At 61.5% G+C, this 19807-nt stretch carries 22 protein-coding genes; 14 read left to right on the top strand and 8 right to left on the bottom strand.

The window, feature by feature from the left end:
• Nucleotides 1-82: 82 nt before the first annotated feature.
• Entirely contained in the window at nt 83-1177 is a 1095-nt protein-coding gene (locus NKJ18_RS17750) for a LacI family DNA-binding transcriptional regulator (protein ID WP_023707239.1), read from the bottom strand.
• Between the two features lie 213 nt (nt 1178-1390).
• Here NKJ18_RS17750 and NKJ18_RS17745 point away from each other — a divergent pair, with 213 nt between their 5' ends.
• From NKJ18_RS17745 to NKJ18_RS17700, 10 genes are all read left to right on the top strand, one after another.
• Nucleotides 1391-2233, top strand: a complete 843-nt coding sequence (locus tag NKJ18_RS17745; protein ID WP_023692311.1) for an ABC transporter substrate-binding protein — start codon at nt 1391-1393, stop codon at nt 2231-2233.
• A 94-nt stretch (nt 2234-2327) separates the two neighbouring features.
• Nucleotides 2328-3869, top strand: coding sequence for an amino acid ABC transporter permease/ATP-binding protein (locus NKJ18_RS17740; protein ID WP_352759023.1), 1542 nt, complete (start codon nt 2328-2330; stop codon nt 3867-3869).
• A 60-nt stretch (nt 3870-3929) separates the two neighbouring features.
• Complete coding sequence (locus tag NKJ18_RS17735; RefSeq protein ID WP_023710086.1) at nt 3930-5057, top strand: NAD(P)/FAD-dependent oxidoreductase; 1128 nt, start codon at nt 3930-3932, stop codon at nt 5055-5057.
• 180 nt (nt 5058-5237) lie between these two features.
• Nucleotides 5238-5453 (top strand): hypothetical protein, encoded by a 216-nt coding sequence (locus tag NKJ18_RS17730; protein ID WP_023667757.1) that lies wholly within the window; start codon nt 5238-5240, stop codon nt 5451-5453.
• Nucleotides 5454-5466: 13 nt separating this feature from the next.
• Entirely contained in the window at nt 5467-5712 is a 246-nt protein-coding gene (locus NKJ18_RS17725) for a hypothetical protein (protein WP_352759020.1), read from the top strand.
• Nucleotides 5713-5884: 172 nt separating this feature from the next.
• A complete protein-coding gene (locus NKJ18_RS17720) occupies nt 5885-6073 on the top strand; it encodes a hypothetical protein (protein WP_023707234.1) in 189 nt (62 codons plus the stop codon).
• A gap of 132 nt (nt 6074-6205) precedes the next feature.
• On the top strand, nt 6206-6349 hold the full coding sequence (locus NKJ18_RS17715; protein WP_023818614.1) for a hypothetical protein: 144 nt from the start codon (nt 6206-6208) through the stop codon (nt 6347-6349).
• Nucleotides 6350-6358: 9 nt separating this feature from the next.
• Nucleotides 6359-8125 carry a thiamine pyrophosphate-dependent enzyme gene (locus tag NKJ18_RS17710; RefSeq protein ID WP_352462136.1) on the top strand — a complete coding sequence of 589 codons (1767 nt, stop codon included), beginning with the start codon at nt 6359-6361 and terminating at the stop codon, nt 8123-8125.
• 23 nt (nt 8126-8148) lie between these two features.
• Nucleotides 8149-8301, top strand: a complete 153-nt coding sequence (locus tag NKJ18_RS17705; RefSeq protein ID WP_352759018.1) for a hypothetical protein — start codon at nt 8149-8151, stop codon at nt 8299-8301.
• Nucleotides 8302-8314: 13 nt separating this feature from the next.
• A complete protein-coding gene (locus NKJ18_RS17700) occupies nt 8315-9184 on the top strand; it encodes an SDR family oxidoreductase (RefSeq protein WP_023707232.1) in 870 nt (289 codons plus the stop codon).
• Nucleotides 9185-9489: 305 nt separating this feature from the next.
• Here the strand turns inward: NKJ18_RS17700 and NKJ18_RS17695 are convergent, their stop codons facing one another.
• On the bottom strand, nt 9490-10002 hold the full coding sequence (locus NKJ18_RS17695; protein ID WP_023667764.1) for an OmpA family protein: 513 nt from the start codon (nt 10000-10002) through the stop codon (nt 9490-9492).
• A 10-nt stretch (nt 10003-10012) separates the two neighbouring features.
• On the bottom strand, nt 10013-10672 hold the full coding sequence (locus NKJ18_RS17690) for a L,D-transpeptidase (protein WP_023682764.1): 660 nt from the start codon (nt 10670-10672) through the stop codon (nt 10013-10015).
• A gap of 1016 nt (nt 10673-11688) precedes the next feature.
• On the opposite strand from NKJ18_RS17690, the gene NKJ18_RS17685 reads away from it, so the two are divergent.
• The gene (locus NKJ18_RS17685) at nt 11689-11853 is read left to right on the top strand and encodes a hypothetical protein (RefSeq protein ID WP_023667766.1); all 165 of its coding nucleotides are present in this window, start codon (nt 11689-11691) and stop codon (nt 11851-11853) included.
• A 210-nt stretch (nt 11854-12063) separates the two neighbouring features.
• On the opposite strand, the gene NKJ18_RS17680 is transcribed toward NKJ18_RS17685, so the two are convergent.
• Entirely contained in the window at nt 12064-12663 is a 600-nt protein-coding gene (locus NKJ18_RS17680; protein WP_352759015.1) for an EF-hand domain-containing protein, read from the bottom strand.
• 413 nt (nt 12664-13076) lie between these two features.
• Here NKJ18_RS17680 and NKJ18_RS17675 point away from each other — a divergent pair, with 413 nt between their 5' ends.
• On the top strand, nt 13077-13544 hold the full coding sequence (locus NKJ18_RS17675; RefSeq protein ID WP_023667769.1) for a hypothetical protein: 468 nt from the start codon (nt 13077-13079) through the stop codon (nt 13542-13544).
• A gap of 282 nt (nt 13545-13826) precedes the next feature.
• On the opposite strand, the gene NKJ18_RS17670 is transcribed toward NKJ18_RS17675, so the two are convergent.
• Nucleotides 13827-14084, bottom strand: a complete 258-nt coding sequence (locus NKJ18_RS17670; protein WP_245260390.1) for a hypothetical protein — start codon at nt 14082-14084, stop codon at nt 13827-13829.
• A 1124-nt stretch (nt 14085-15208) separates the two neighbouring features.
• Here NKJ18_RS17670 and NKJ18_RS17665 point away from each other — a divergent pair.
• On the top strand, nt 15209-15433 hold the full coding sequence (locus tag NKJ18_RS17665) for a hypothetical protein (protein ID WP_155922421.1): 225 nt from the start codon (nt 15209-15211) through the stop codon (nt 15431-15433).
• A 256-nt stretch (nt 15434-15689) separates the two neighbouring features.
• Here the strand turns inward: NKJ18_RS17665 and NKJ18_RS17660 are convergent, their stop codons facing one another.
• From NKJ18_RS17660 to NKJ18_RS17650, 3 genes are all read right to left on the bottom strand, one after another.
• Entirely contained in the window at nt 15690-16238 is a 549-nt protein-coding gene (locus NKJ18_RS17660) for a hypothetical protein (protein WP_023667774.1), read from the bottom strand.
• A gap of 10 nt (nt 16239-16248) precedes the next feature.
• Nucleotides 16249-17424 (bottom strand): zinc-dependent alcohol dehydrogenase, encoded by a 1176-nt coding sequence (locus NKJ18_RS17655; RefSeq protein ID WP_023682758.1) that lies wholly within the window; start codon nt 17422-17424, stop codon nt 16249-16251.
• A 534-nt stretch (nt 17425-17958) separates the two neighbouring features.
• Nucleotides 17959-18588, bottom strand: coding sequence for a TetR/AcrR family transcriptional regulator (locus NKJ18_RS17650; RefSeq protein WP_023682757.1), 630 nt, complete (start codon nt 18586-18588; stop codon nt 17959-17961).
• Nucleotides 18589-18711: 123 nt separating this feature from the next.
• Between NKJ18_RS17650 and NKJ18_RS17645 the strand changes: the two genes are divergently transcribed.
• Nucleotides 18712-19608 (top strand): NAD(P)/FAD-dependent oxidoreductase, encoded by an 897-nt coding sequence (locus tag NKJ18_RS17645; protein ID WP_352759012.1) that lies wholly within the window; start codon nt 18712-18714, stop codon nt 19606-19608.
• The last annotated feature ends 199 nt before the right edge of the window (nt 19609-19807 follow it).

Here is a 19807-nt window from a genome sequence, read left to right as displayed (position 1 = left end):
TGGGTTGATCGACGTACATTCTTAAAGCGGAGTGCGTCGACCTTGTTCTAACGTATTCATGTGGGCCGTATCGCCGTCACACCTATGCTTGGCGCACTTGCGGCTTTCCATTCGAGGGCGGGCCAACGGATCCGCGTGCAATGATGGCGGTCGGCAAAATGAGCTTTTCCGCCGGGCGGGAATCTCCCTTCAATCGCCGGATGAGCAATTCCGCGACGCTCTTGCCAAGCGCGTAGACGGGCTGGTCGATAACGGTGATGGGCGGCGTGGTGACGCTCGTCCAGTCCGCATCATGGAAAGTGATGAGCGAAATGTCGTCGGGAACCCGCAGGCCGCGCTCGCGGGTCACCTTGAAGATCTCCAGCGCAATGACGCTGTCGGAGGCGAGGATCGCCGTCGGCCGATCCGGCGCCGACAGCATCTCGCCGGCAACCCTGCGCGTTTCGGTGGGGCTTGTCGCGCCAAGGCGAACAAAGCGTTCTGGCCGATCAAGTCCGGCCTCTCGGCACACGGTGAGGAAACCGTCGATGCGCTCACGGACCGACGAGGTGTAGATCTGCCCGAGATCGCGGTACTCGTGCCCTTCGGCGTCGACCGCGGTCACATAGGCGATGTTGCGGTGGCCGGCATCGGCTAGAAAGCGGGTCGCCAGCATGGCGATGCCGCGATCGTCGGTCGTGACCGTATCGACATCCAGATCTGCCAGCGCCCTATCCAGCAGGGCAAGCGGTCGGCCCGAGCGGTGGATATCGCGCAGGTGCGCGATGTCGCGCGATTCCGACGGCGTGACGATCAGCCCGTCGACGCGCTTGCCGATGAGCAGTTTCACGGCCGCCTTTTCCGCCTCGATCTTCTCGCCGGAATTGGCCAGGATGACGTTGAACCCGGCTGCCTTTGCCGCGTCGCTGATGCCGCGTACCGCGAGGCTGAAGAACGGGTTCTCGATGTCGCCGACAACCACGCCGATGATGCCGGAGCGGCCGGTCGTCATGCTGCGGGCGAGCTCGTTCGCACGATAGTCCAAGGCCTTGGCCGCGGCCATGACTTCCGCGCGGATCATGTCGCTGACGACGCCGTATCCGCCGAGCACGCGCGCGGCTGTCGCTTTCGAAACATTGGCCGCGCGGGCGACGTCGCTGACCGTTATCGACGGGGTCTTGGGGGCGGTTCTTTTCATCGGATGACGACTACAAGAGTTGTTGACGGGAGGTCAACGTGGCGATAACGATTAACAAAGAGACCGGTCTCACGCAATATGAGACCGGTCTCTTTGAAAGGAGTGGAGCCGAGAGGCGTGACGGACCGTGATTTCGGCAAGGGCATGTCGGCGCGCCAGATGGCGGCTCGACGGAAATACCAAGAAGAACAGACCTTCAGAGTGGAGAAAGACATGAGCAGGAAAGAAATTCTCAAGTCGTTGATGTGCCCGGTCAGAACCGGCGCAATGGCTCTTATGGCGATGTGCGTCGGCGCTGGGCTGGTTTCAGGAGCGGCCGCCGCGGATGACAATCCCTATGGCCTCATTGATGCGAAGGTCATCAGCGTCGGAACCATGGGCGATGCCAAACCCTACGCTTTCACCCAGGCCGATGGGTCGTTCACCGGCTTCGACATCGAATTGTTCCGCAACGTCGCGAGCCGCCTTGGATTCAAGCCCGACCAGGTGATCTTCACCGGCCAGGAATTCTCGGCGCTGATGCCTTCCGTTGCAAACGAGCGCTTCGATGTCGCGGTCGCGGCAATCGGCACGACGGAAGCACGCAAGAAGACCGTCGACTTTTCCGACGGGTATATCGCAGGCTATCTGTCCGTGCTTACTGCCGACAAGGCGATCACGTCGGCGGACGGGCTCAAGGGCAAACGTCTCGGCGTCGTGCAAGGCACGCTCCAGGAAATCTACGCGGCGAAGAATTTTGTCGGAACCGATCTCGTCAAATTCCCCGACAACAACTCCGCCGTTTCGGCGCTTAACAACGGAACCGTGGATGCCCACTTCCTCGATTACGAGGCTGCCAAGGACTATGGCGTTCGCTATCCGAACCTGAAGATCGCGGTCAATATTCCTTCCTTTGACGCGCCGGCCGGCTTCGTCCTGCGCAAGGGCAACGACAAGCTCCGCAATGCGCTGAACACCGCCCTTCACGCGGCCATGCAGGACGGCACCTGGAAAACGCTTTATGAAAAGTGGTTCCCCGGCTCGCCGATGCCCGACCAGTATCTTCCCAAGAAGTAGACCGTACCCGGCCGCTGGCTCTCATGCCGGCGGCCGGATTACGCCGCCGTCCTTGATGCGGACGATGTGAATAGCGCAACCGAAAGGGGGGCGAATGAACTGGCTCGAAAACCTGCGGCGCAGTTTCCTCGACTGGCAGGCCATGGCGGACGTGCTGCCCAGCATGATCACCATCGGATTGAAGAACACGTTGATCCTCGCCGCCGCGTCGACGGTGCTGGGTGTCATTCTTGGCATGATCCTGGCGGTCATGGGCATCTCGCAATCGCGCTGGCTGCGCATTCCGGCGCGGGTCTACACGGATATATTCCGTGGGCTGCCGGCGATCGTCACCATCCTGCTGATAGGCCAGGGCTTTGCCCGCATCGGCCGTGAAATCTTCGGCCCTTCGCCCTTTCCGCTCGGCATTCTTGCGCTGAGCCTGATCGCCGGCGCCTATATCGGCGAAATCTTCCGCTCGGGCATCCAGAGCGTCGAGCGCGGGCAGATGGAGGCCTGCAGGGCGCTCAGCATGAGCTACGGCCAAGGCATGCGCCTGATCGTGATCCCGCAAGGCATCCGCCGCGTCTTGCCGGCCCTCGTCAACCAGTTCATCGGCAACGTCAAGGATTCAAGCCTTGTCTACTTCCTCGGTCTGCTCGCCTCGGAGCGCGAGATCTTCCGTGTCGGTCAGGACCAGGCAGTGGTCACCGGAAACCTCTCGCCATTGCTTCTGGCCGGCGTGTTCTATCTCGTCATCACCGTGCCGTTGACCCATGTGGTCAACTACATCGACAACTCGCTGCGGGTCGGAAAGCAAAAGGCCGGCCTCGTCATCAGCGGCCTGGCCGAAGTGAGCGAACTGGAGGGCGCCACCGGCAGTGCACCTTCGGAGGCCGGCTCTGATGCCGGCTCAGCGCTGCCCCGCTTCAAGGGCGGCAGTCTCGCCATCACCGGTCTCGACATGGCCTATGGCGACCTCGATGTTCTCAAAGGCGTCAGCCTGGCAGTCAAGCCTGGCACGGTCACATGCGTGATTGGCCCATCAGGTTCGGGCAAGTCGACCCTGCTGCGCTGCCTCAACCGCCTGGTCGAGCCCAAGGGCGGTGAGGTGTTGCTCGATGGTGCGAGCATCCTGGCGATGAAGTCTGAAAAACTGCGCCGGCGTGTCGGCATGGTTTTCCAGCAGTTCAATCTGTTTCCCGACCACACCGCGCTCGAAAACGTCATGCTGTCGCTGACCAAGGTAAAGGGGCTCCCTGTACAGGAAGCTGAGCGCATCGCCGAGGCGCGCCTTGCCGACGTCGGGCTTGCGACCCGCAAACACCATCGTCCAGGGAGCCTTTCCGGTGGCCAGCAGCAGCGTGTGGCAATCGCTCGTGCATTGGCGATGGACCCGGAGGTCATCTTGTTCGATGAGGTAACAAGCGCACTCGATCCCGAACTGGTGAAGGGCGTGCTCAACCTCATGGCGGATCTCGGCCGGCGCGGCATGACAATGGTCGTGGTGACACATGAAATGGGCTTCGCCCGCAAGGTCGCCGATCAGGTCGTCTTCATGGATGAAGGCCGCATCATCGAGGCCGGCACGCCTGCAGCGATTTTCGACACGCCGAAAAGCCCACGTCTGAAGCACTTCCTTGCCGAAGTGCTTTGATCACGCATGAGCCCTTCAAGACGGCCGCCCAAACCAACCTCCACCAGTGAAAGATATCTCATGGCTGCATCACATCAGGTTTCCAAGGTCGTTGTTGTCGGCGGCGGCATTTTTGGCGTCTCCTCGGCCGTTCATCTTGCAAGGCTCGGCATCGAGACCGTGCTGGTCAATGATGGACCGCTCGCCAAGGGAGCTTCCGGCCGCTCGCTCGCCTGGATCAATTCGGCGCGCAGGCGCTCGGCTGAATATCATCGCCTGCGCATGATCGGTATCGACCGCTACCGCAGTTTGTCGGCGCGATGCCCGGATGCCGCCTGGCTGCGTTTCGACGGTGGCCTGACGTGGGATGCGGACGATGCCTCAAACGAGATCGCCGATGTCTTCGCTCACGAAAAACGTCTCGGCTATGATGCGCAGCATCTGTCCGCGGACGCCATAAGGTTGGTCGCGCCGGGTGTCTGCGCAAGCGCTGTCACGCCTCAAGGCGCGATCTTCAACCCGGGCGAGGGCTGGGTCGACCTGCCGTCGCTGATCGAAATATTGATCGCGGAATTCGTGGAGCGGGGCGGCCAGGTGGTCACCGAGGCCGGACGCGCTACCGTCACCGTCGCCAACGGCCGCGCCACCGGCGTCACCACCACCAGCGGGATCAGCTTCGCCGCCAACGCGGTGCTTCTGGCGACCGGTGCGGATGTGCCGCGAATGGTCGCCGTGGCCGGTCAGCGTATTGCCGATGGGACACCAATCGCGCTGCTGGTCAGGACCAAGCCAGTCGACTTGCCGCTACGCGCCGTGCTCAACACGCCGCGCGTCGCCATCCGGCCGACGCCTGATGGCGCCCTCGCGCTCGATTCTGCCTGGTCGGAAGAAGAGGTGGTAGTCAATCCGGACGGGACTTATCGCGTAAAAGCATCGACCATCCAGGGGCTTCTCGACGAAGCGTCGAATGTTCTCGACGGTCATCCGAAATTGGAATTGGAGAGCTACGGTGTCGGGCCCAAGCCAATCCCCGGAGACGGCGAGCCGGTCTTCGGCCAGTTGCGGGAGATCGAGGGGTATTACGTCGCCTTCAGCCACAGCGGCGCAACACTTGGCTTGATTGCCGGCGAACTGCTTGCAACCGAGATCGCCACCGGAACAGAGCACCCACTCCTTGCAAGCTTTCGACCGTCTCGATTTTCACTTTAGCCCGCTAATTCGCCTCGGAATGGAATGTAATGTGGCATGCCTGGAGTTTCGCTAGCCGAGACGGCGGCCGCCTGGCCGCTTACGCGCACCGAACCTGACACCGGAACATTTTCTCCACGTTGAAGTTGGACAGCGCCAGGACCGTCTTTCGTCCAAGCTCAACCAGCGCTGGGAAATTCCATGACCAACCAACACCCCAAGACTAAACAGCCCACGGACAAGGATCTGCGAGACAACCCGGGAATCGGCACCTCGAAGGGCGCGGTCAAGGGCGGCGATATGCTCGACGAGAACGATGCTCTCGATGGGGACAATACGTTCGAAGGCGATGTCGAGAACGACGTCACGCCTCAGGGCGGCATCAACCCTGACCAGACCGGACGCACGAACAAGTAGGAGGCACCTTGCCATGGCCGGCCGGAAGACCCACGAGCAGCAGCTGCGCATCATCGAAAAGCGCGAGAACACCAGCAATGCCGGCGACGATTTCAATGCCGAGGATGAGCTGAAGAGAACCAAGCAGGAGCGCGAGGCGCGGCAAGGCGGCGCCAATCTGCGCGACGAGGGCGTGGAATTGACCGACAAGGACGATCGCCAGATGATCCGCGGCGAAGACCAGGAGAGCGAGCACCACAAGCGCAGGCAGGACGACTAAGCCTGTCGTCTTTAAGGCTATCGAGGAGCCATGCCAGACTACCGGCACGCCAGGCACCGCATGGTCGAGGCGCACATCGCCCGCCGCGGTGTGCGCGACGAACGAGTCCTTTCGCCACTGAGGCGGAATCCCGCGCGAGAAATCGTCGACGAGGGGTGCGAGGAGTTCGCCTATGGGGACGGTCCGGGCGGCGTTGCGCTCTGGCTATAGGGACCTGCGGAGACGCGACCTGAACATCGGCCAGCTCTGCCGCGAGAGCTTTTGGCGATCAGACAGCCTCGGCCACTACATGCAATCCTCGGCCTCGCAGCAGTTCGATGCCTTCGTCTGTTCGATCGCGCCTCGCCTGTTCAGCCGCTGACTGCCGAACAGCGCCTCATCGGGTGGTACTGAGACCTTTGCCTTCGGCACCTGAATAGGCGGCCTTGCCTTCGGGCACGGAACATCTCACCGACTTTCTGGTTAGGCAGGCCGGATGAAGGGAGCTTTGCGCATGGCCACTAATTTGGAAGACGGCAAGACCGCTCAGTCTTCCGACGACTTGCTTGGCGGCAATCGCGGCGGCGACAAGGACCAGCGTAAGACTGACAAGACCGCGAACAAGAGCAGCCAGGCGGCGGGATCCGCATCGCGGTAGGACTGAGACATGCCGACCGCCGCGGACATCCTCATCGAGACGCTGATCGACTGGAACGTCGATATCATCTTTGGCCTGCCGGGCGACGGCATCAATGGCATCATGGAGGCGCTGCGCAGGCGGCAGGACCGTATCCGCTTCATTCAGGTGCGGCACGAGGAATCCGCGGCGTTCATGGCGTGCGCCTACTCAAAATGGACAGGCAAGCTCGGTGTCTGCCTCGCAACTTCCGGCCCTGGCGGCACACACCTCCTGACGGGACTCTACGATGCCAAGCTCGACCAAGCGCCGGTGCTCGCCATTACCGGCATGCAGTTCCACGACCTCATCGAGACCTTCACCCAGCAGGATGTCGACTTGACGCGCGTCTTCAGCGATGTCGCCGTCTTCAACGCGCAGGTCTCCGACGCGGCGCATATGGAAAGCCTGGCCGGTCTCGCCTGCAGGTCGGCGCTGGCAAGTCGCGGTGTTGCGCATCTGTCGATCGCCAGCGATGTGCAGGAGCACACGCTCGACCAGGCCAAGCGCTCGAAGCGCAACAAACCGTCGCATACGCCGGATCGTTGGTTCGAAGGAAGTAGGCTTCCCGACGAAGAACAACTTGCGAAAGCCGCCGAGATCCTGAACGGCGCGACGAAGGTCGCGATCCTCGCCGGTCGGGGCGCGCTTGGTGCCAGGCACGAGTTGGAAGAGACGGCGGAGCTGGTTGGTGCCCCCGTCGCAAAGGCCTTGCTCGGTAAGGCTGCCTTGCCCGACGATCACCCGCTGACGACTGGCGGCATCGGAATTCTCGGCACGCTGCCGTCGCAGGAAATCATGGAGGAATGTGACGCGCTGCTCGTCGTCGGCTCGACCTTTCCCTACATCGAATACTACCCGAAGCCGGGACAGGCGCGCGGGGTGCAGATCGAGCGCGACCCGCAGCGCATCGGCCTGCGCTATCCCGTTGAGGCCGGCCTTGCCGGCGATGCCGCCGTGACGCTGCGATTGCTGAACAGGCGCCTGAAGCGCAAGGATGATCGCAGCTTCCTCGAGAAGGCGCAGGCGGGCATGCGACGCTGGCGCGAGATGATGGCGCAGTCGGAGCAAAAGGCCGCCACTTCGCTCAAGCCCCAGGTGGTTACACGCGCATTTGGGAAACGATTGCCCGATGATGCGATCCTGGTTGCCGATTCCGGCCAGAACACCGAGATGGCGGCCCGCCATATCGAGCTGCGTGACGGGCAGGCCTTCGGCGTCTCGGGCGCGCTGGCCTCGATGGCATGCGGACTGCCCTATGCGATCGCCGCGGGCCTGGCCTTTCCCGGCCGGCCGGTCTTCGCGGTCGTCGGCGACGGCGGTCTCGCGATGCAACTCGGCGAGTTCTCGACGGCAGTTCGGTACCGGGTCCCACTCAAGGTGCTCGTGCTCAAGAACGGCATGCTCAATCAGATCGCCTGGGAGCAGATGATGTTCCTCGGTAACCCGCAATTCGCCTGCGAACTCCAGCCCATCGACTTCGCCATGGCCGCCGAAGCCATGGGCGGCATCGGCTACAGCGTCTCTCGCGCCGAGGAGGTGGAAGGCGTTCTCGACGCTGCCCTGGCTGCTGAGGGTCCGGTGGTCATCGAGGCCGTGGTCGATCCGTACGAACCGATGATGCCACCGAAGATGCCACCGGATTATGCGAGAAATTTCCGCAAGGCGCTACCGGATACCCCCGGACGCGCGGAAATCGAGGCGAATGTGGCGCAAGAGCCGCTGAGGTCGATGATTACCGCCGGCGACAAAGACTGACCACACGCAAGAAGGAGCACGAGTTGAACAAGACCGACAGCGGCACCGCAAATCGCAGTTCGCCGGACCTCATGGGCGGCGACCAAGCGTGCAAGGCCGAGGAATGGGGCGGTGGCTCGAAAGCCGCCAAGGGACCGATCACGGAACCGGATCGACACAACCGCAACTCCAGCTAAAAAAGGACCTGACATGCAGGATGCCCAGCAGAAATATCCTCAGCCGCCGCTTCCCGAACAGCAGCAGGACATGCCCGGCTACACCGACGAGATGGATCCACGGCCCGACCACGGAGAGGAGAGCTATCGCGGCAGCGGTAAGCTGACGGACCGCGTCGCGCTGATCACCGGCGCGGACTCGGGCATCGGCCGGGCGGTGGCTATCGCGTTTGCACGCGAAGGCGCCGACGTCATCATCTCCTACCTTGAAGAGGACGAAGATGCGCAGGAGACGGCGCGCTTGGTCGAGGAAGCGGGGCGCAAGGCGGTGCTCGCACGCGGCGACATCTCGGACGAAATCTTCGCGCGGTCGCTTGTGCAGCGAGCTATCGATGAATGCGGGCGCCTGGACATCCTCGTCAACAATGCAGCCCACCAGGCGTCGTTCGAGAAGCTGGAGGACATCAGCGCGGAGGAATGGGATCTCACCTTTCGCACCAATGTCTATGCGATGTTCTATCTGTCCCAGGAAGCAGTGAAGCACATGGAACCCGGCTCGACCATCATCAACACATCCTCGATCAACGCGACCAGTCCATCGCCGGCACTGCTTGCCTACGCCACTACCAAAGGAGCGATCGCCAACTTCACCGCCGGACTAGCAGGACTGGTAGCTGAACGCGGCATTCGGGTAAACGCGGTCGCTCCCGGGCCGATTTGGACGCCGCTGATCCCGTCGACAATGCCCTCTGAGAAGGTCAAGGAGTTCGGCAAGAACACGCCGCTCAAGCGTCCCGGGCAACCGGCAGAGCTTGCAGCGACCTATGTGCTGCTTGCCTCGGAAGGATCGAGCTACACCACCGGCGCACTCTACGAGGTCACCGGCGGACGGCCGATGCTTTGAGCGAGCGTACCTGCCAGCTCCACGGCGCCCACTCCCCGTAGCACACCGACATGTGGCGAGGCTCATGCCGATCAGGATCGCGGACAACCGCCACGTCCGCAAACTGGTCGAGGCGGATGCCGAAGCCTCCCACCAGACCCTGAACCGGAGGTTGGTAGACGGGAAGCTGACTTCATTCCGGGTTCAACCGGAGCGTCAGCTTTCGGGGAGGGGCAAACGCTGGGTGAATGTCCCCGATAGGCGCATTGCAGCCATGCCGCCGTCGCGTTGTGAGACTGATTTGGCGACCAGCAAAACAGCAGCCTCTACGACTCGTCCCTCTCATCGCGCAAATTAGACACAACGCGGCGGTTCTGCGACCTGCAGGCGGAGTCGGGGCAGTCGCGGACCAGCCTGTCCTTGCCGTAGCCCTTGGCCCACATGCGGTTCCGGTCTATGCCGCCGGCGGCGAGGTAGTCCATCACCGCATCGGCGCGCTGCTGTGACAGCGCCGTTTCGCTTGCGCCGGGATCGTCGGCGAAACCCTGCAGCTTGAGCAGCCAGCGCGGATGCTTTGTCAACCAGGCGATCTGGGTGTCGAGGGTGGCCTTGGCGACAGAATCGAGCGCGGCCGAACCTTTCGTGAAGTAGGTGCGGCGGCCGACATTGAGGATAAAATCCTCCTCGCTGCCCGGCTGCACGTTCTGGAAGCCGGCAATCTCGGCGTTGGTGACGTCGGGCGTCGACGGGGCCAGCGTGTTGCTGGTCGAGCAGGATGTGGCCACAACCAGCAGGCCGGCGGCGAGCAGCCGGCGCGTGTTTTCAATCATGCGGTTCATGATGCGCCAATCATTCGACAGTGGTGGAAGCGGGCGCCTGGTCGGCGATGTGCGGCAGGACCTCCACCGCGGTGCCGATCGGGCACCGCTGGTAGAGGTCGATGATGTCTTCGGGGAACATGCGGATGCAGCCGCTGGAAGCGTCGGTGCCGATGCTCCATGGCTCCAGCGTGCCATGCAAGCGGTAGCCGATGTCGGCGCCGTCGCGGTACAGATAGAGCGCTCGCGGCCCGAGCGGATTGTTGGACGCGCCGCCCGCGATCATGGGCGGCAGGTCCGGCTTGCGCTCGCGCATTTCGGGGGGCGGGACCCATTGCGGCCACAGCGCGCGGCGATCGATCGTCGCGCGGCCGTACCATTTGAAGCCTTCCTTGCCGACGCCGACGCCGTAGCGGATGGCAGTCTTATTTTCCATGATGAGGTAGAGGAAGTGGTGGCGGGTATCGACCACGACGGTGCCGACCGGCTCGCTGCTGAAATACTTGACGATCTGGCGATGCCATCTCTTGTCGATCTTGGCGAAGTTGGTCTTGCGATAGACGAAATCGTTATCGCTGGCGGTACCGGCGAAAAAGGATTTTGCCCCCGCGGCTTGAACAATATTGCTGGTTCCACCGACCGCGACCAGCGCCAGACCGCCGAGCACGACACCCCTGCGTGATAAAACCATCGGCAATCCCCCATGCCTTAAGCCTGGCGAACCATAGTTGAGAATGATTTCGGCTCAAAGTGGAAAAATGCTGCAGTGGGTGGGCCGCAAGCGGTCTGTCCGCTTGACGGCAAAATAGCGGCTGCCCGCCGGCTCACGCCGGCGGGCTTTTTTGTGCGGACGGGAACATCCTCGCTCCAAGGGTGTTTTGTCACACCCGGCTCGTTCTTCATCGGTCGTGCCGGTGACCAAGATGTCCCCTCATTCATCATGGTCGGCCCGCGCAGCCTTGACCGCACGCGCGGGCCATCCCATCACAAGGCCCGCTGGCTCACGCTGGCGGGTTTTTCCGCGTCCAGGCGCCGAAACTCATCTTGGCATGCCTGTTACAACGAACCAGGCGGATTCCGCGCTCGGTCTCCGCACGCCGCGAGGAGGACTTGCGACATGCCTCGCTGCGGGATTTTCGCGATGAGTCTATCTAGCTCCTGCTGAACGCCATGGCTGACCACCGGGCGCGTTTGGACGACCTTCCAGTAGAAAAGCCCGCGGCAATCGCACCTTAGGCGAAGAGGCTTTGCTTTGTTGATGCAGTTATCATCGCATCAATCGTGGGTAGCAACGCGGTTGTTGCGTGTTGTTGGAGAGATGGGGTTTCCCGAAAAGAATGAACATGCGCAGATAAAAGAAGCGAGCAGGATGGCCGTGAGTACATCTGCGAATACCTATTACTCTCATATGTGCTCGCTCCTCGGAAGGCGATCCCGCCACCCTCTCGACAGTGAAGATGGCGGGATCTCAACCGGCGACAAGGGACTTCGATCGACGGTCGGTCTCCAATTCGGCTTCCGGCTGCGTGTTCCGCCGTTCGGGCTTCTTCCAACCGCCGTCAGACGCAAGTCCTATCCCATAAGACTGATGGCCAAATTCGGAACATCCGCTGAAGCATTGCGTTCGGCAGCGTGAAACCCCAAGGCAAAGGATGACTAATCATGTCGAATTGCGAGACTGCAAAATCACATTCGTTAGGAAATCGCGTGGCTGATCTCACAGCCAAGATGCGTGAAGCGCAGATTGACGCGGGTGAAATGATGGCCTTCCACAAGGTTGCAACTATGTTGGAGGACAGCCAAGGACGTATCAATGGCGACGACTTGATCGCCGCATCCTTCGTTCTGCTGGAGGACCGGGCGCCCGAGTGACCCTGCGTTGGTCGGCTTCGATCGTTCCTTGATCAGCACTGCGCAGCCGTTTTTTTGTCACGGCCGGCGTCTCCGGGACCGCGGGAATAGCGCAAGGCTGGAGGGTGCTGTTAGGGCCGCCGCGCCTAACAGCCAAGAGACACCGCTTCGAATTCGACCGCCAGGCGCTCGCCGGCTTTGTCCGAGGGAGGGCATTCACTTTGAAGGCAGCTACGGCGTGTCCTCGCTATCAGTGCCATGCATGCTGGAGCCATGCATGAAGGACTGGATCTCGTCCGCATCGATCTTGCCGTCACCATTCTCGTCAATGCTACTGAACATCCTGCCCACCGCGCGTTGAACCTCGTCCTCGGAAACCGATCCGTCGCCATCGGTGTCCAACAGCCCGAACATCAGTCGCATGCCGGCACCGCGCATCAGCTGATGATGCCAGCGTCCAGCCATTCTGTGTCCACGATCGCGGCCACCGTGGTTCTGCCAACGGCCGCCATCTTCATCGTGGCGGTCAGCACCCTCGTTGCGATCGCCTTGATAGTTGCGACTATCTTCCTCGCGGAAACCTTCTTCGGAACCGCGATCCTGCTGCATTCTCTCCCGGACAGCTTGCTCAACCATCTGGCGGATCATTTCGCGTGTTGGTGCATCCGCTTGTCCGGTCGCATCCGGCAACTGTCCGGCGGTCGGCGGTTCGGTTGCCGGAGCGGGTGCAGGTGTCGAGGGTGATGGTGTTCCGCTTGTCTGGGCGAGTGCGGGGGAGGTCAGGGCAATGAAAACGGCGGCCGCGGCCGTCGTGCTGTGTGGAAATCTCATGGCATGCTCCATCAGTGCTTTCGCTTGAAGGCCAAACTGGAGCTCGATGTGATTGTTCCCCGAAGGGATCAGGTCACGGCGAAGTTACTGAGGCATGCCCCCGTCTGAGGTAGATCAGGGTCTTCGCCAGGGAATAATTCGGCTCTTCTTCCCTAGGCACAAGAGGAAGCCGGCGCCCATTTTTGCGGGCAATGAACGTTGGACATTCGGCCTCGCCAATTTTCTGCCAATCGATCATACCGACGCACCAATTCCCTCTGCGTCCTCTCCTTTCGTGGGACGGAAGCCGTTTCGACCGCACGCCGTCAATCGCGAATCCCGCGTCCATATGCTGCGCGGCCATGAAGCATATTTTTTATGTCACGGACCTCTGTCCGTCTGGACACGATGTTAGCCAGCGCTAAATCAGAGCAATGCGACGCCTCCTGCTGGGACTTACAGTTTTTCTCTTTTGGACCACGTTGCTTCAGGCCGAGGCGTGGCAGCCCTTCGGCGTCCGACAGCTTGGCTTTAGTTTCGATATTCCTCCGAATTTCGTCCTGACCCAGAATTCGGAGCAGGGCGCGGCTTTTCAGGGCCCAAGAGACGCGTTTCTGGTCGTTTGGGGCGCGCGACTGGGCAAAGCAAGTTTTCGCGCCGAGATTGAACATCGCATGATCGAGGACGAAAAGGCCGGTTGGCGACTGACCTATCGGCGCCTAGCCCCGAAATGGGCCAGCTACTCCGGGGTCAAGAATGGCGAGATTCGCTACGTCCGTGCAATTATGGTCTGCAACCAGCGTGCTGCGCTTTTCACAATGAATTATCGGAAATCCGAAAAGAAACCGTATGACCCTGTTGTTGTGCGCATGGTCCGGTCCCTGAGAGCGGAAGGATGTTAGCCAGCAAAGAGCGAGGTTGCCGTACTGTGCTTCCCTCGGCTAAGGGCCAGCGGTCAACACGGCTCCCCAATAGCCCCGCCCAGTCACATGAAAGCAGGCACCGGCAGATATGCGGCCGAACGTTCTCACGCTGGCTCAGCCGCTCAAAGCCCATCACCGAAAAGCTGCTTAGTGCGGTCGCCAGCTAGAGCTACCACTGAGCCATTCCCGCTGCGGCTGGGTAGCGCCTCAGTTCCGTACGCGTTCATACCAAGAACGGGCGGGGCGAACGTCCTGATAGAGCTACGGCTGTAGAAGCGCGCCGCCAAACTGCGCCCACAAGCGCTCGCACTCTCTCGCCCTTAGGCTCGGGGTACCGGGCGCGCCATAGAAGACCATGGCGCCGCGAATGTCGTATCCAAGCACCGAGGCGTTGGCCACGAACTGGATGGCTCTTCCCAAGCTGGTGATGCCGATGTCGACCTCAGCTTTGTTGGTGAGGTCGACCACGCCTACTATTTCCGCATTGGCGCTCCTGCCCGCCAAAACGGCCGTCGACATCGCATCATGCACGGCAAGAAGCATTTCGGTGAGTTGCCCGGTGGAAGGGCTCTACAAACGCTTAAACGTCAGGTTTGTTCCCAACTGGCCCTGGCGGCTTTCCGACGACCAAGAATGCGACTGCGATTACGCGTATCAATAGAATCACTGCGAACAGGATTGCCATGATTTCCGCACTGTGTCGGATCACTCCGCGGCGAAGAAAACCCCGCAACATATCTCAGATAGCGGCGGGTGTTCGGCTGTAAGAACCAAACTGGGTCCCGCGGCCTCTCATGTGCGCGTAGGTGACATCGTCTGCTGGACCGAACGGTCAAGCCGAAGAGCCCAGTTCCTCTCGGCATCGAGCAGTTCATTCTGCTCAATCAAGCCGTTCATAAACAGCCTGAGTATATGCGCAGCTATGCGCTCTCCGTTCTGCGAAGCAAGAGGTAGGGCGCGCTCTTTGCAGACCGTGTGACAAACCTGGGCGAGCATCTCAATCTCGCTTGGCCCCAAAAACCGACCCGGATACAACATACCGTTTTCCTGTTGGAGAGTTGGAATGGCTATCCATTACGCAGGGTCACCGGCAGCCACAATCAACTATGATAGTGAGATGTCGAGTCCCGGTGGAAAAAACAGTGAAGTCCCAAAAGTGGTCGCGCTTGTCTCCGATTGACAGATGCCTCGACGCTACACCGACCAGCGCTACCGCACCCGCTTCATCGACGCGGCTTTGCAAAGGCCTATGACCAGTTCGCTACCAGCTGCCGGACCGCCCAGGCGAGCATGCCGCCGGCCCTCCCGAAGCGCGATGTGGATGAGGCAGCCTTTTCCGTATACATCCAGTTGTTACGTTGCGCATCTGCTTCGGTTCGAAAACTCGCCGCGAGCCTGGCGTGCTCGCGTGTCCGGGCCGAAACAGCCCACATGTTGATAACGACATCGATGAGGCTGCCGCCGACCTCGTTGGCATAGGATGCTTCCCGGCATGGGCATCGACCAATGCCCCGGGCCGACCAGCACGAACCTGCGGGGGCTTTCCCGGAACAAAGCGTCGACGATCCGGTTCGGCAGGAAGCGGCCAAAATTCATGCCATCGGAGATGCCGAGGCAGATGACAGATGAAAGGGAAGCTGAAGATGACGAAGTCTCGCGACCGCACCGTTCCCGGCGACGGCAAGATCGAAACCGGCCCGAACACATCTCCGCAACAGGATCCGGCAGAGGGGTCGCGCGAGACAATCGATCGCGAACTCGAGCGGACAGACGACGATAATAATTCCGACGAAGCGGAACGCTTGCGCCGAGACCTGCGGAAAGGGGTGGCGGAAGAGACCGAGCTTCCCGAACGCGGCTCGGCCTGAGGATCGCCGGAACCTTGCCAAGGCAAGAGACATGGAAGGCTCGACGCCGGTCGGATCGCTGCTTGCTTCGTGCCTTTAACGCACCGGCCACACAACCCATGCGCGGCGGTGACCCAGGAGACGGCGAGAACGGCCGCGCGACGGTCCACTCTGTTCCAGCAAACTCGGCTCGCCGAGAGCTACCACCTCTGGCGTTAGGGCCTGACGAGATGCCACCTGTCCAGGTCCCATGGCGCCAGGGGTTCGGCAATCTCTATCAGGCTGCGCCGGCCTCCTGGCTGCGCTGCGAGCGGGCACGGTCGCGGGCTGCGGCAGTGCCTCCGGGAAAGCCGCTTCGATCGCTGTAGTCGCGTGGCTTGGTCCCGCTCCGAGAGTGGCGCGCGGTCACGCTTTTCGCAGCGATGATGTCGAGCAATGTGATGCCGGCGACCATGGCAAGCGCAAGGCCTACATTATCGCGCTTTGGGTTGCCAGGCCGATACGCTGTCAGCAATGTCGCGATATCCAGGCCGTCGCCGGCCACCCGGCTCCACAGCCCGGCTTGCTTGTCCACTGAAAGCGAGAGTATGCCGCTGCTTATTTCCCGCGCCCCATAAGCGCGGATCAGATCTTCCTTGCCGCGCATGCCGAGCGCGCCGGCAATCCGCTCGGCGCCAACCAGCTCGGCGACGCCAAGCGCGATGCTGAACCAGCCGAGCTTGCGGGCAAGGCCATCGGATGCCCCGACCGCACTCTGCCCAGTCTTCAGCACTTTGGGATCGCCAGGCGATCGGGTGATGTTGGTAAGTTTGGCAATCACGTTCATGACGATTTCCCTACGGTTTCAATACAACCTTGATGCAGCTGTCCTGCTTGTCGCGAAACACCTTGTACATCTCGGGTCCCTGCTCGAGCCCCACGGTATGGGTGATGACGAAGGATGGGTCGATCTGGCCATCTTCGATGCGGCGCAACAGATCCTCGGTCCAACGGTTGACATGGGTCTGCCCCATTCGGAAGGTGAGCCCCTTGTTCATTGCCTGTCCCATCGGAATCTTGTCGACCAGCCCGCTGTAGACGCCGGGGATCGAGATCACGCCGGCCGGCCGGCAGACATAGATCATCTCACGCAAAACGTGCGGTCGATCATTTTCCATCAGCATCAACTGCTTTGCGCGATCGTACACGGTATCGGGCTGGGCCAGCGAGACGTGGCTTTCCATGCCGACGCAATCGATGCACTTCTCCGGGCCCTTTCCGCCGGTGAGTTCCCGCAGTCGTTCGACGACACTTTCCTCGGCGAAATTGATGGCGATGGCGCCGCCGGCCGCGGCCATGGAAAGCCGTTCCGGCAGGCAATCGATCGCCACCACCTGTTTCGCGCCGAGCAGCAGGGCGCTGCGTATGGCCATCTGCCCGACTGGGCCGCAGCCCCACACCGCAACCGTATCGGTAGGCTCAATGTCGCACTGTGCCGCCGCCTGCCAGCCGGTAGGAAAAATATCGCCGAGGAAGAGAACCTGCTCGTCGGTAAGGCTGTCAGGCACCTTTACGTGCGTGGCATCGGCAAACGGCACACGCATGTATTCCGCCTGTCCCCCGGGATAGCCGCCGGTCAAATGAGTGTAGCCGAACAGACCCGCGGTGGTGTGCCCGAACACCTTGTCACCGAGATTCTTCTTGCGGTTTGTGCGTTCGCAAACCGAAAAGTTCTGTCGCTTGCACTGGTCGCACTCACCGCAGATTATGGTGAACGGCACGACGATGCGGTCTCCCTCCTTCAGAGCGCCGTTGACGCCCTTGCCGACCTCGACGACCTCTCCCATCATCTCGTGGCCCATGATGTCGCCGGGCAGCATGGCTGGCACATAGTTGTGGTAGAGGTGAAGGTCGGAGCCGCATATGGCACAACTCGTCACCTTGATGATCGCGTCACGTTCATCCTCAATTTCCGGATCCGAAACCTGATCGCAGCGTATGTCTTCCTTGCCGTGCCAGACCAACGCTCGCATAGCTTGCTCCTATTTTCGCAAGATCTGTGGGTAGGGACCTCGCGCCTGTCCTAAGCGGGCCGATGCCTGGTTGGATCGACTGTGCCGCTGCTTGTCGAACCACAGGGGCGGACCGATGTTCCGGGAGCTCGAGAGAATTTTTGGGCCATTCCAGACCCGCACCTTGGAAGGATCTGTCGCGGGCACCAGCGGCCTTCGCGGGCGCGTCGGGGCACGAACCGCCGGAGCCCGAGCCACGAATGGACGTACTCAAGTGTACCAAAGAAGGTCCGTCCGCAGGTGTCCCTTCGCGGCGATCGACACCTCATCTGCTCGATTCTCGCGGCCATAACCGGCATTCTCTTCCTCGCCCTCACAGGTCGGCCGAGGCGCTCAAGGGTCAGCGCTGTGACCGGAGCAGGTAGGAGATGCCGCTCACCGGCGGGCGCGCAGCCCGACCGACGCGATCGACATGAGGTGGATGGGCGCCATCGCGACGGCGGCTCTAGCGGAGTATTTCGCAGAAATACAATGATTAGCGGGCAGGGCGGACTGCTAGCCGTGCGCAGCGATGAACATGGCGACGGCCGACCGGCAATAGGATTCGATTTCGTTGTCGTCCGCTGCTCTCGCGTCATCGAAGCGTGCGATAATCAGGAGATCGGATCCTTTGAAAAGCGCGGCAAACAAGCGGGCGGACCGGAGAGGATCGGGCACGTTCAGAACCGCCTTCGCGTGCAACTGACGCAACAGGGCCTCGATTTGGGCGATGACATTGGCGGGGCCGGCTTCGTAATGGAGCTTGCTTAAGGACTTTGGATTCGTCTGGTCGGCCATGACCATGGCTTCGACATTGCGGACATCTGATCTCAACAGCGTGCGAAGTAGGGATGATCCCACCGCCATGAGCTGATCCTCGACCGAACCGCCGACGCCTTCAAGAAGGGCCTGTGGTGCAAACAACTGATGGCAGCCGGACGCGATGGCCGCGCTGAACAGCGCCTCCTTGTTCTCGAAGTGCCGATAGATGCTGAGTTTAGATATCTTCGCCCGCTGGGCGACCTTGTCCAATGTGGTCGCTTGAAAACCCAATTCCACAAAGAGTTCGGACGCAGCGTCGAGTATCGTTTGGCCAAGCGCCTCGTTGGCGGGTCGGCCGCGCCGGCCCTGGCTATTTTCGGTCACGACAATTCCAGTCCTTGACAGTATCCTAATTCTTGGATTACGATACCATGTAGTTTCTGAAATGCGCAAGCCGATGGGTAGGTTTGGTCCAACCAGCCCCTCATCCACAACACGGAGCCCATCATGGATGACGTCATCATCATCGGCGGCAGCTTTGCCGGTCTCGCCGGTGCCCTGCAACTCGGCCGTGCCCGCCGTAAGGTCACCGTTCTCGATACCGGCCTGCCGCGCAACCGCTTCGCCGGCCACTCGCATGGCCTGCTCGGCCACGATCACAAGCCACCGCTGGACATCCTGGCCGAGGCGCGCCGGCAGCTGGCGCGCTATCCCACGATCAAGCTGGTCAATGCCCGGGCCGACAGCCTCTCCGGGGCCATCGACGATTTCTCCGTCCTCACTGGCGATGGCGGAAGCCTCGGCGCGCGCCGCCTGATCCTGAGCTATGGCGTCGCCGACCAGATGCCTGATGTTCCGGGCTTTGCCGAAGGTTGGGGCACGTCCATCGTGCCCTGCCCCTATTGCGACGGCTTTGAAGTCGCCGGCCAGCATTGGGGCCTCGTCTGGTCCGGCCCACAGTCGATGAATCAGGTCAGGCTGTTCCACGATTGGACCGACAGGTTGACGGTCTTCGCTGATGGTCACGACATTCCGCCCGATATCTGGGCCGGTCTGGCGCGCCGCAACATACCTGTCGTCGACGGCCGGATCAGCGAGATCGCCCATCACGGGGGGCATAACGCCACCGTCAAGCTCGATACCGGCCCCAATGTCGCGGTCGACATCCTGTTCGCGCATCCGCGCAACAAGCCGTCCGCAAGCCTGCACGAATCACTGGGCCTCGCCACGGTCGATACGCCCCTCGGCGTAATCCTCAAGGTCGACGAGCGCCGCGAAACCAGCATGCCCGGCATCTACGCCGCGGGCGACCTCGCCAACCCCCTCACGCCGCCATCGGTCACCCTGGCAATATCGCACGGCGCGATGGCGGGCATCTTCGCCCAGCAGTCGATGCTGGTGTGAGAGCGCAGATTCCCTTCTCCGGGGTGCCGCGGGCTATCGTATTCTGAAGGTTGCGGGCCGGTGTTACGGAACGTCGGCCCGCTCTCCCCCGAGGGGCGTCTTTGGCCGGCCAGCCTTGAGAACTCAACTGGGCTGCCTGCATGACGGCGATCGCCGACATCGGTTATCAAGCTCGATCACGCTGGAAAGCATGAACCAC

Origin of the sequence: Mesorhizobium sp. M0217 (genome assembly GCF_040321955.1) — a bacterium.
Lineage (GTDB): Bacteria > Pseudomonadota > Alphaproteobacteria > Rhizobiales > Rhizobiaceae > Mesorhizobium.
Note: the sequence above shows the minus strand (reverse complement) of the source record. Positions and strands in the feature narration are given on the sequence as shown.

Coding starts and splice junctions, on each gene's coding strand:
- NKJ18_RS17750 (WP_023707239.1), bottom strand. CDS start 1,177: ATGAAAAGAACCGCCCCCAAGACCCCGTCGATAACGGTCAGCGACGTC.
- NKJ18_RS17745 (WP_023692311.1), top strand. CDS start 1,391: ATGAGCAGGAAAGAAATTCTCAAGTCGTTGATGTGCCCGGTCAGAACC.
- NKJ18_RS17740 (WP_352759023.1), top strand. CDS start 2,328: ATGAACTGGCTCGAAAACCTGCGGCGCAGTTTCCTCGACTGGCAGGCC.
- NKJ18_RS17735 (WP_023710086.1), top strand. CDS start 3,930: ATGGCTGCATCACATCAGGTTTCCAAGGTCGTTGTTGTCGGCGGCGGC.
- NKJ18_RS17730 (WP_023667757.1), top strand. CDS start 5,238: ATGACCAACCAACACCCCAAGACTAAACAGCCCACGGACAAGGATCTG.
- NKJ18_RS17725 (WP_352759020.1), top strand. CDS start 5,467: ATGGCCGGCCGGAAGACCCACGAGCAGCAGCTGCGCATCATCGAAAAG.
- NKJ18_RS17720 (WP_023707234.1), top strand. CDS start 5,885: ATGGGGACGGTCCGGGCGGCGTTGCGCTCTGGCTATAGGGACCTGCGG.
- NKJ18_RS17715 (WP_023818614.1), top strand. CDS start 6,206: ATGGCCACTAATTTGGAAGACGGCAAGACCGCTCAGTCTTCCGACGAC.
- NKJ18_RS17710 (WP_352462136.1), top strand. CDS start 6,359: ATGCCGACCGCCGCGGACATCCTCATCGAGACGCTGATCGACTGGAAC.
- NKJ18_RS17700 (WP_023707232.1), top strand. CDS start 8,315: ATGCAGGATGCCCAGCAGAAATATCCTCAGCCGCCGCTTCCCGAACAG.
- NKJ18_RS17695 (WP_023667764.1), bottom strand. CDS start 10,002: ATGAACCGCATGATTGAAAACACGCGCCGGCTGCTCGCCGCCGGCCTG.
- NKJ18_RS17690 (WP_023682764.1), bottom strand. CDS start 10,672: ATGGTTTTATCACGCAGGGGTGTCGTGCTCGGCGGTCTGGCGCTGGTC.
- NKJ18_RS17680 (WP_352759015.1), bottom strand. CDS start 12,663: ATGAGATTTCCACACAGCACGACGGCCGCGGCCGCCGTTTTCATTGCC.
- NKJ18_RS17675 (WP_023667769.1), top strand. CDS start 13,077: ATGCGACGCCTCCTGCTGGGACTTACAGTTTTTCTCTTTTGGACCACG.
- NKJ18_RS17670 (WP_245260390.1), bottom strand. CDS start 14,084: ATGTCGACGGCCGTTTTGGCGGGCAGGAGCGCCAATGCGGAAATAGTA.
- NKJ18_RS17665 (WP_155922421.1), top strand. CDS start 15,209: ATGACGAAGTCTCGCGACCGCACCGTTCCCGGCGACGGCAAGATCGAA.
- NKJ18_RS17660 (WP_023667774.1), bottom strand. CDS start 16,238: ATGAACGTGATTGCCAAACTTACCAACATCACCCGATCGCCTGGCGAT.
- NKJ18_RS17655 (WP_023682758.1), bottom strand. CDS start 17,424: ATGCGAGCGTTGGTCTGGCACGGCAAGGAAGACATACGCTGCGATCAG.
- NKJ18_RS17645 (WP_352759012.1), top strand. CDS start 18,712: ATGGATGACGTCATCATCATCGGCGGCAGCTTTGCCGGTCTCGCCGGT.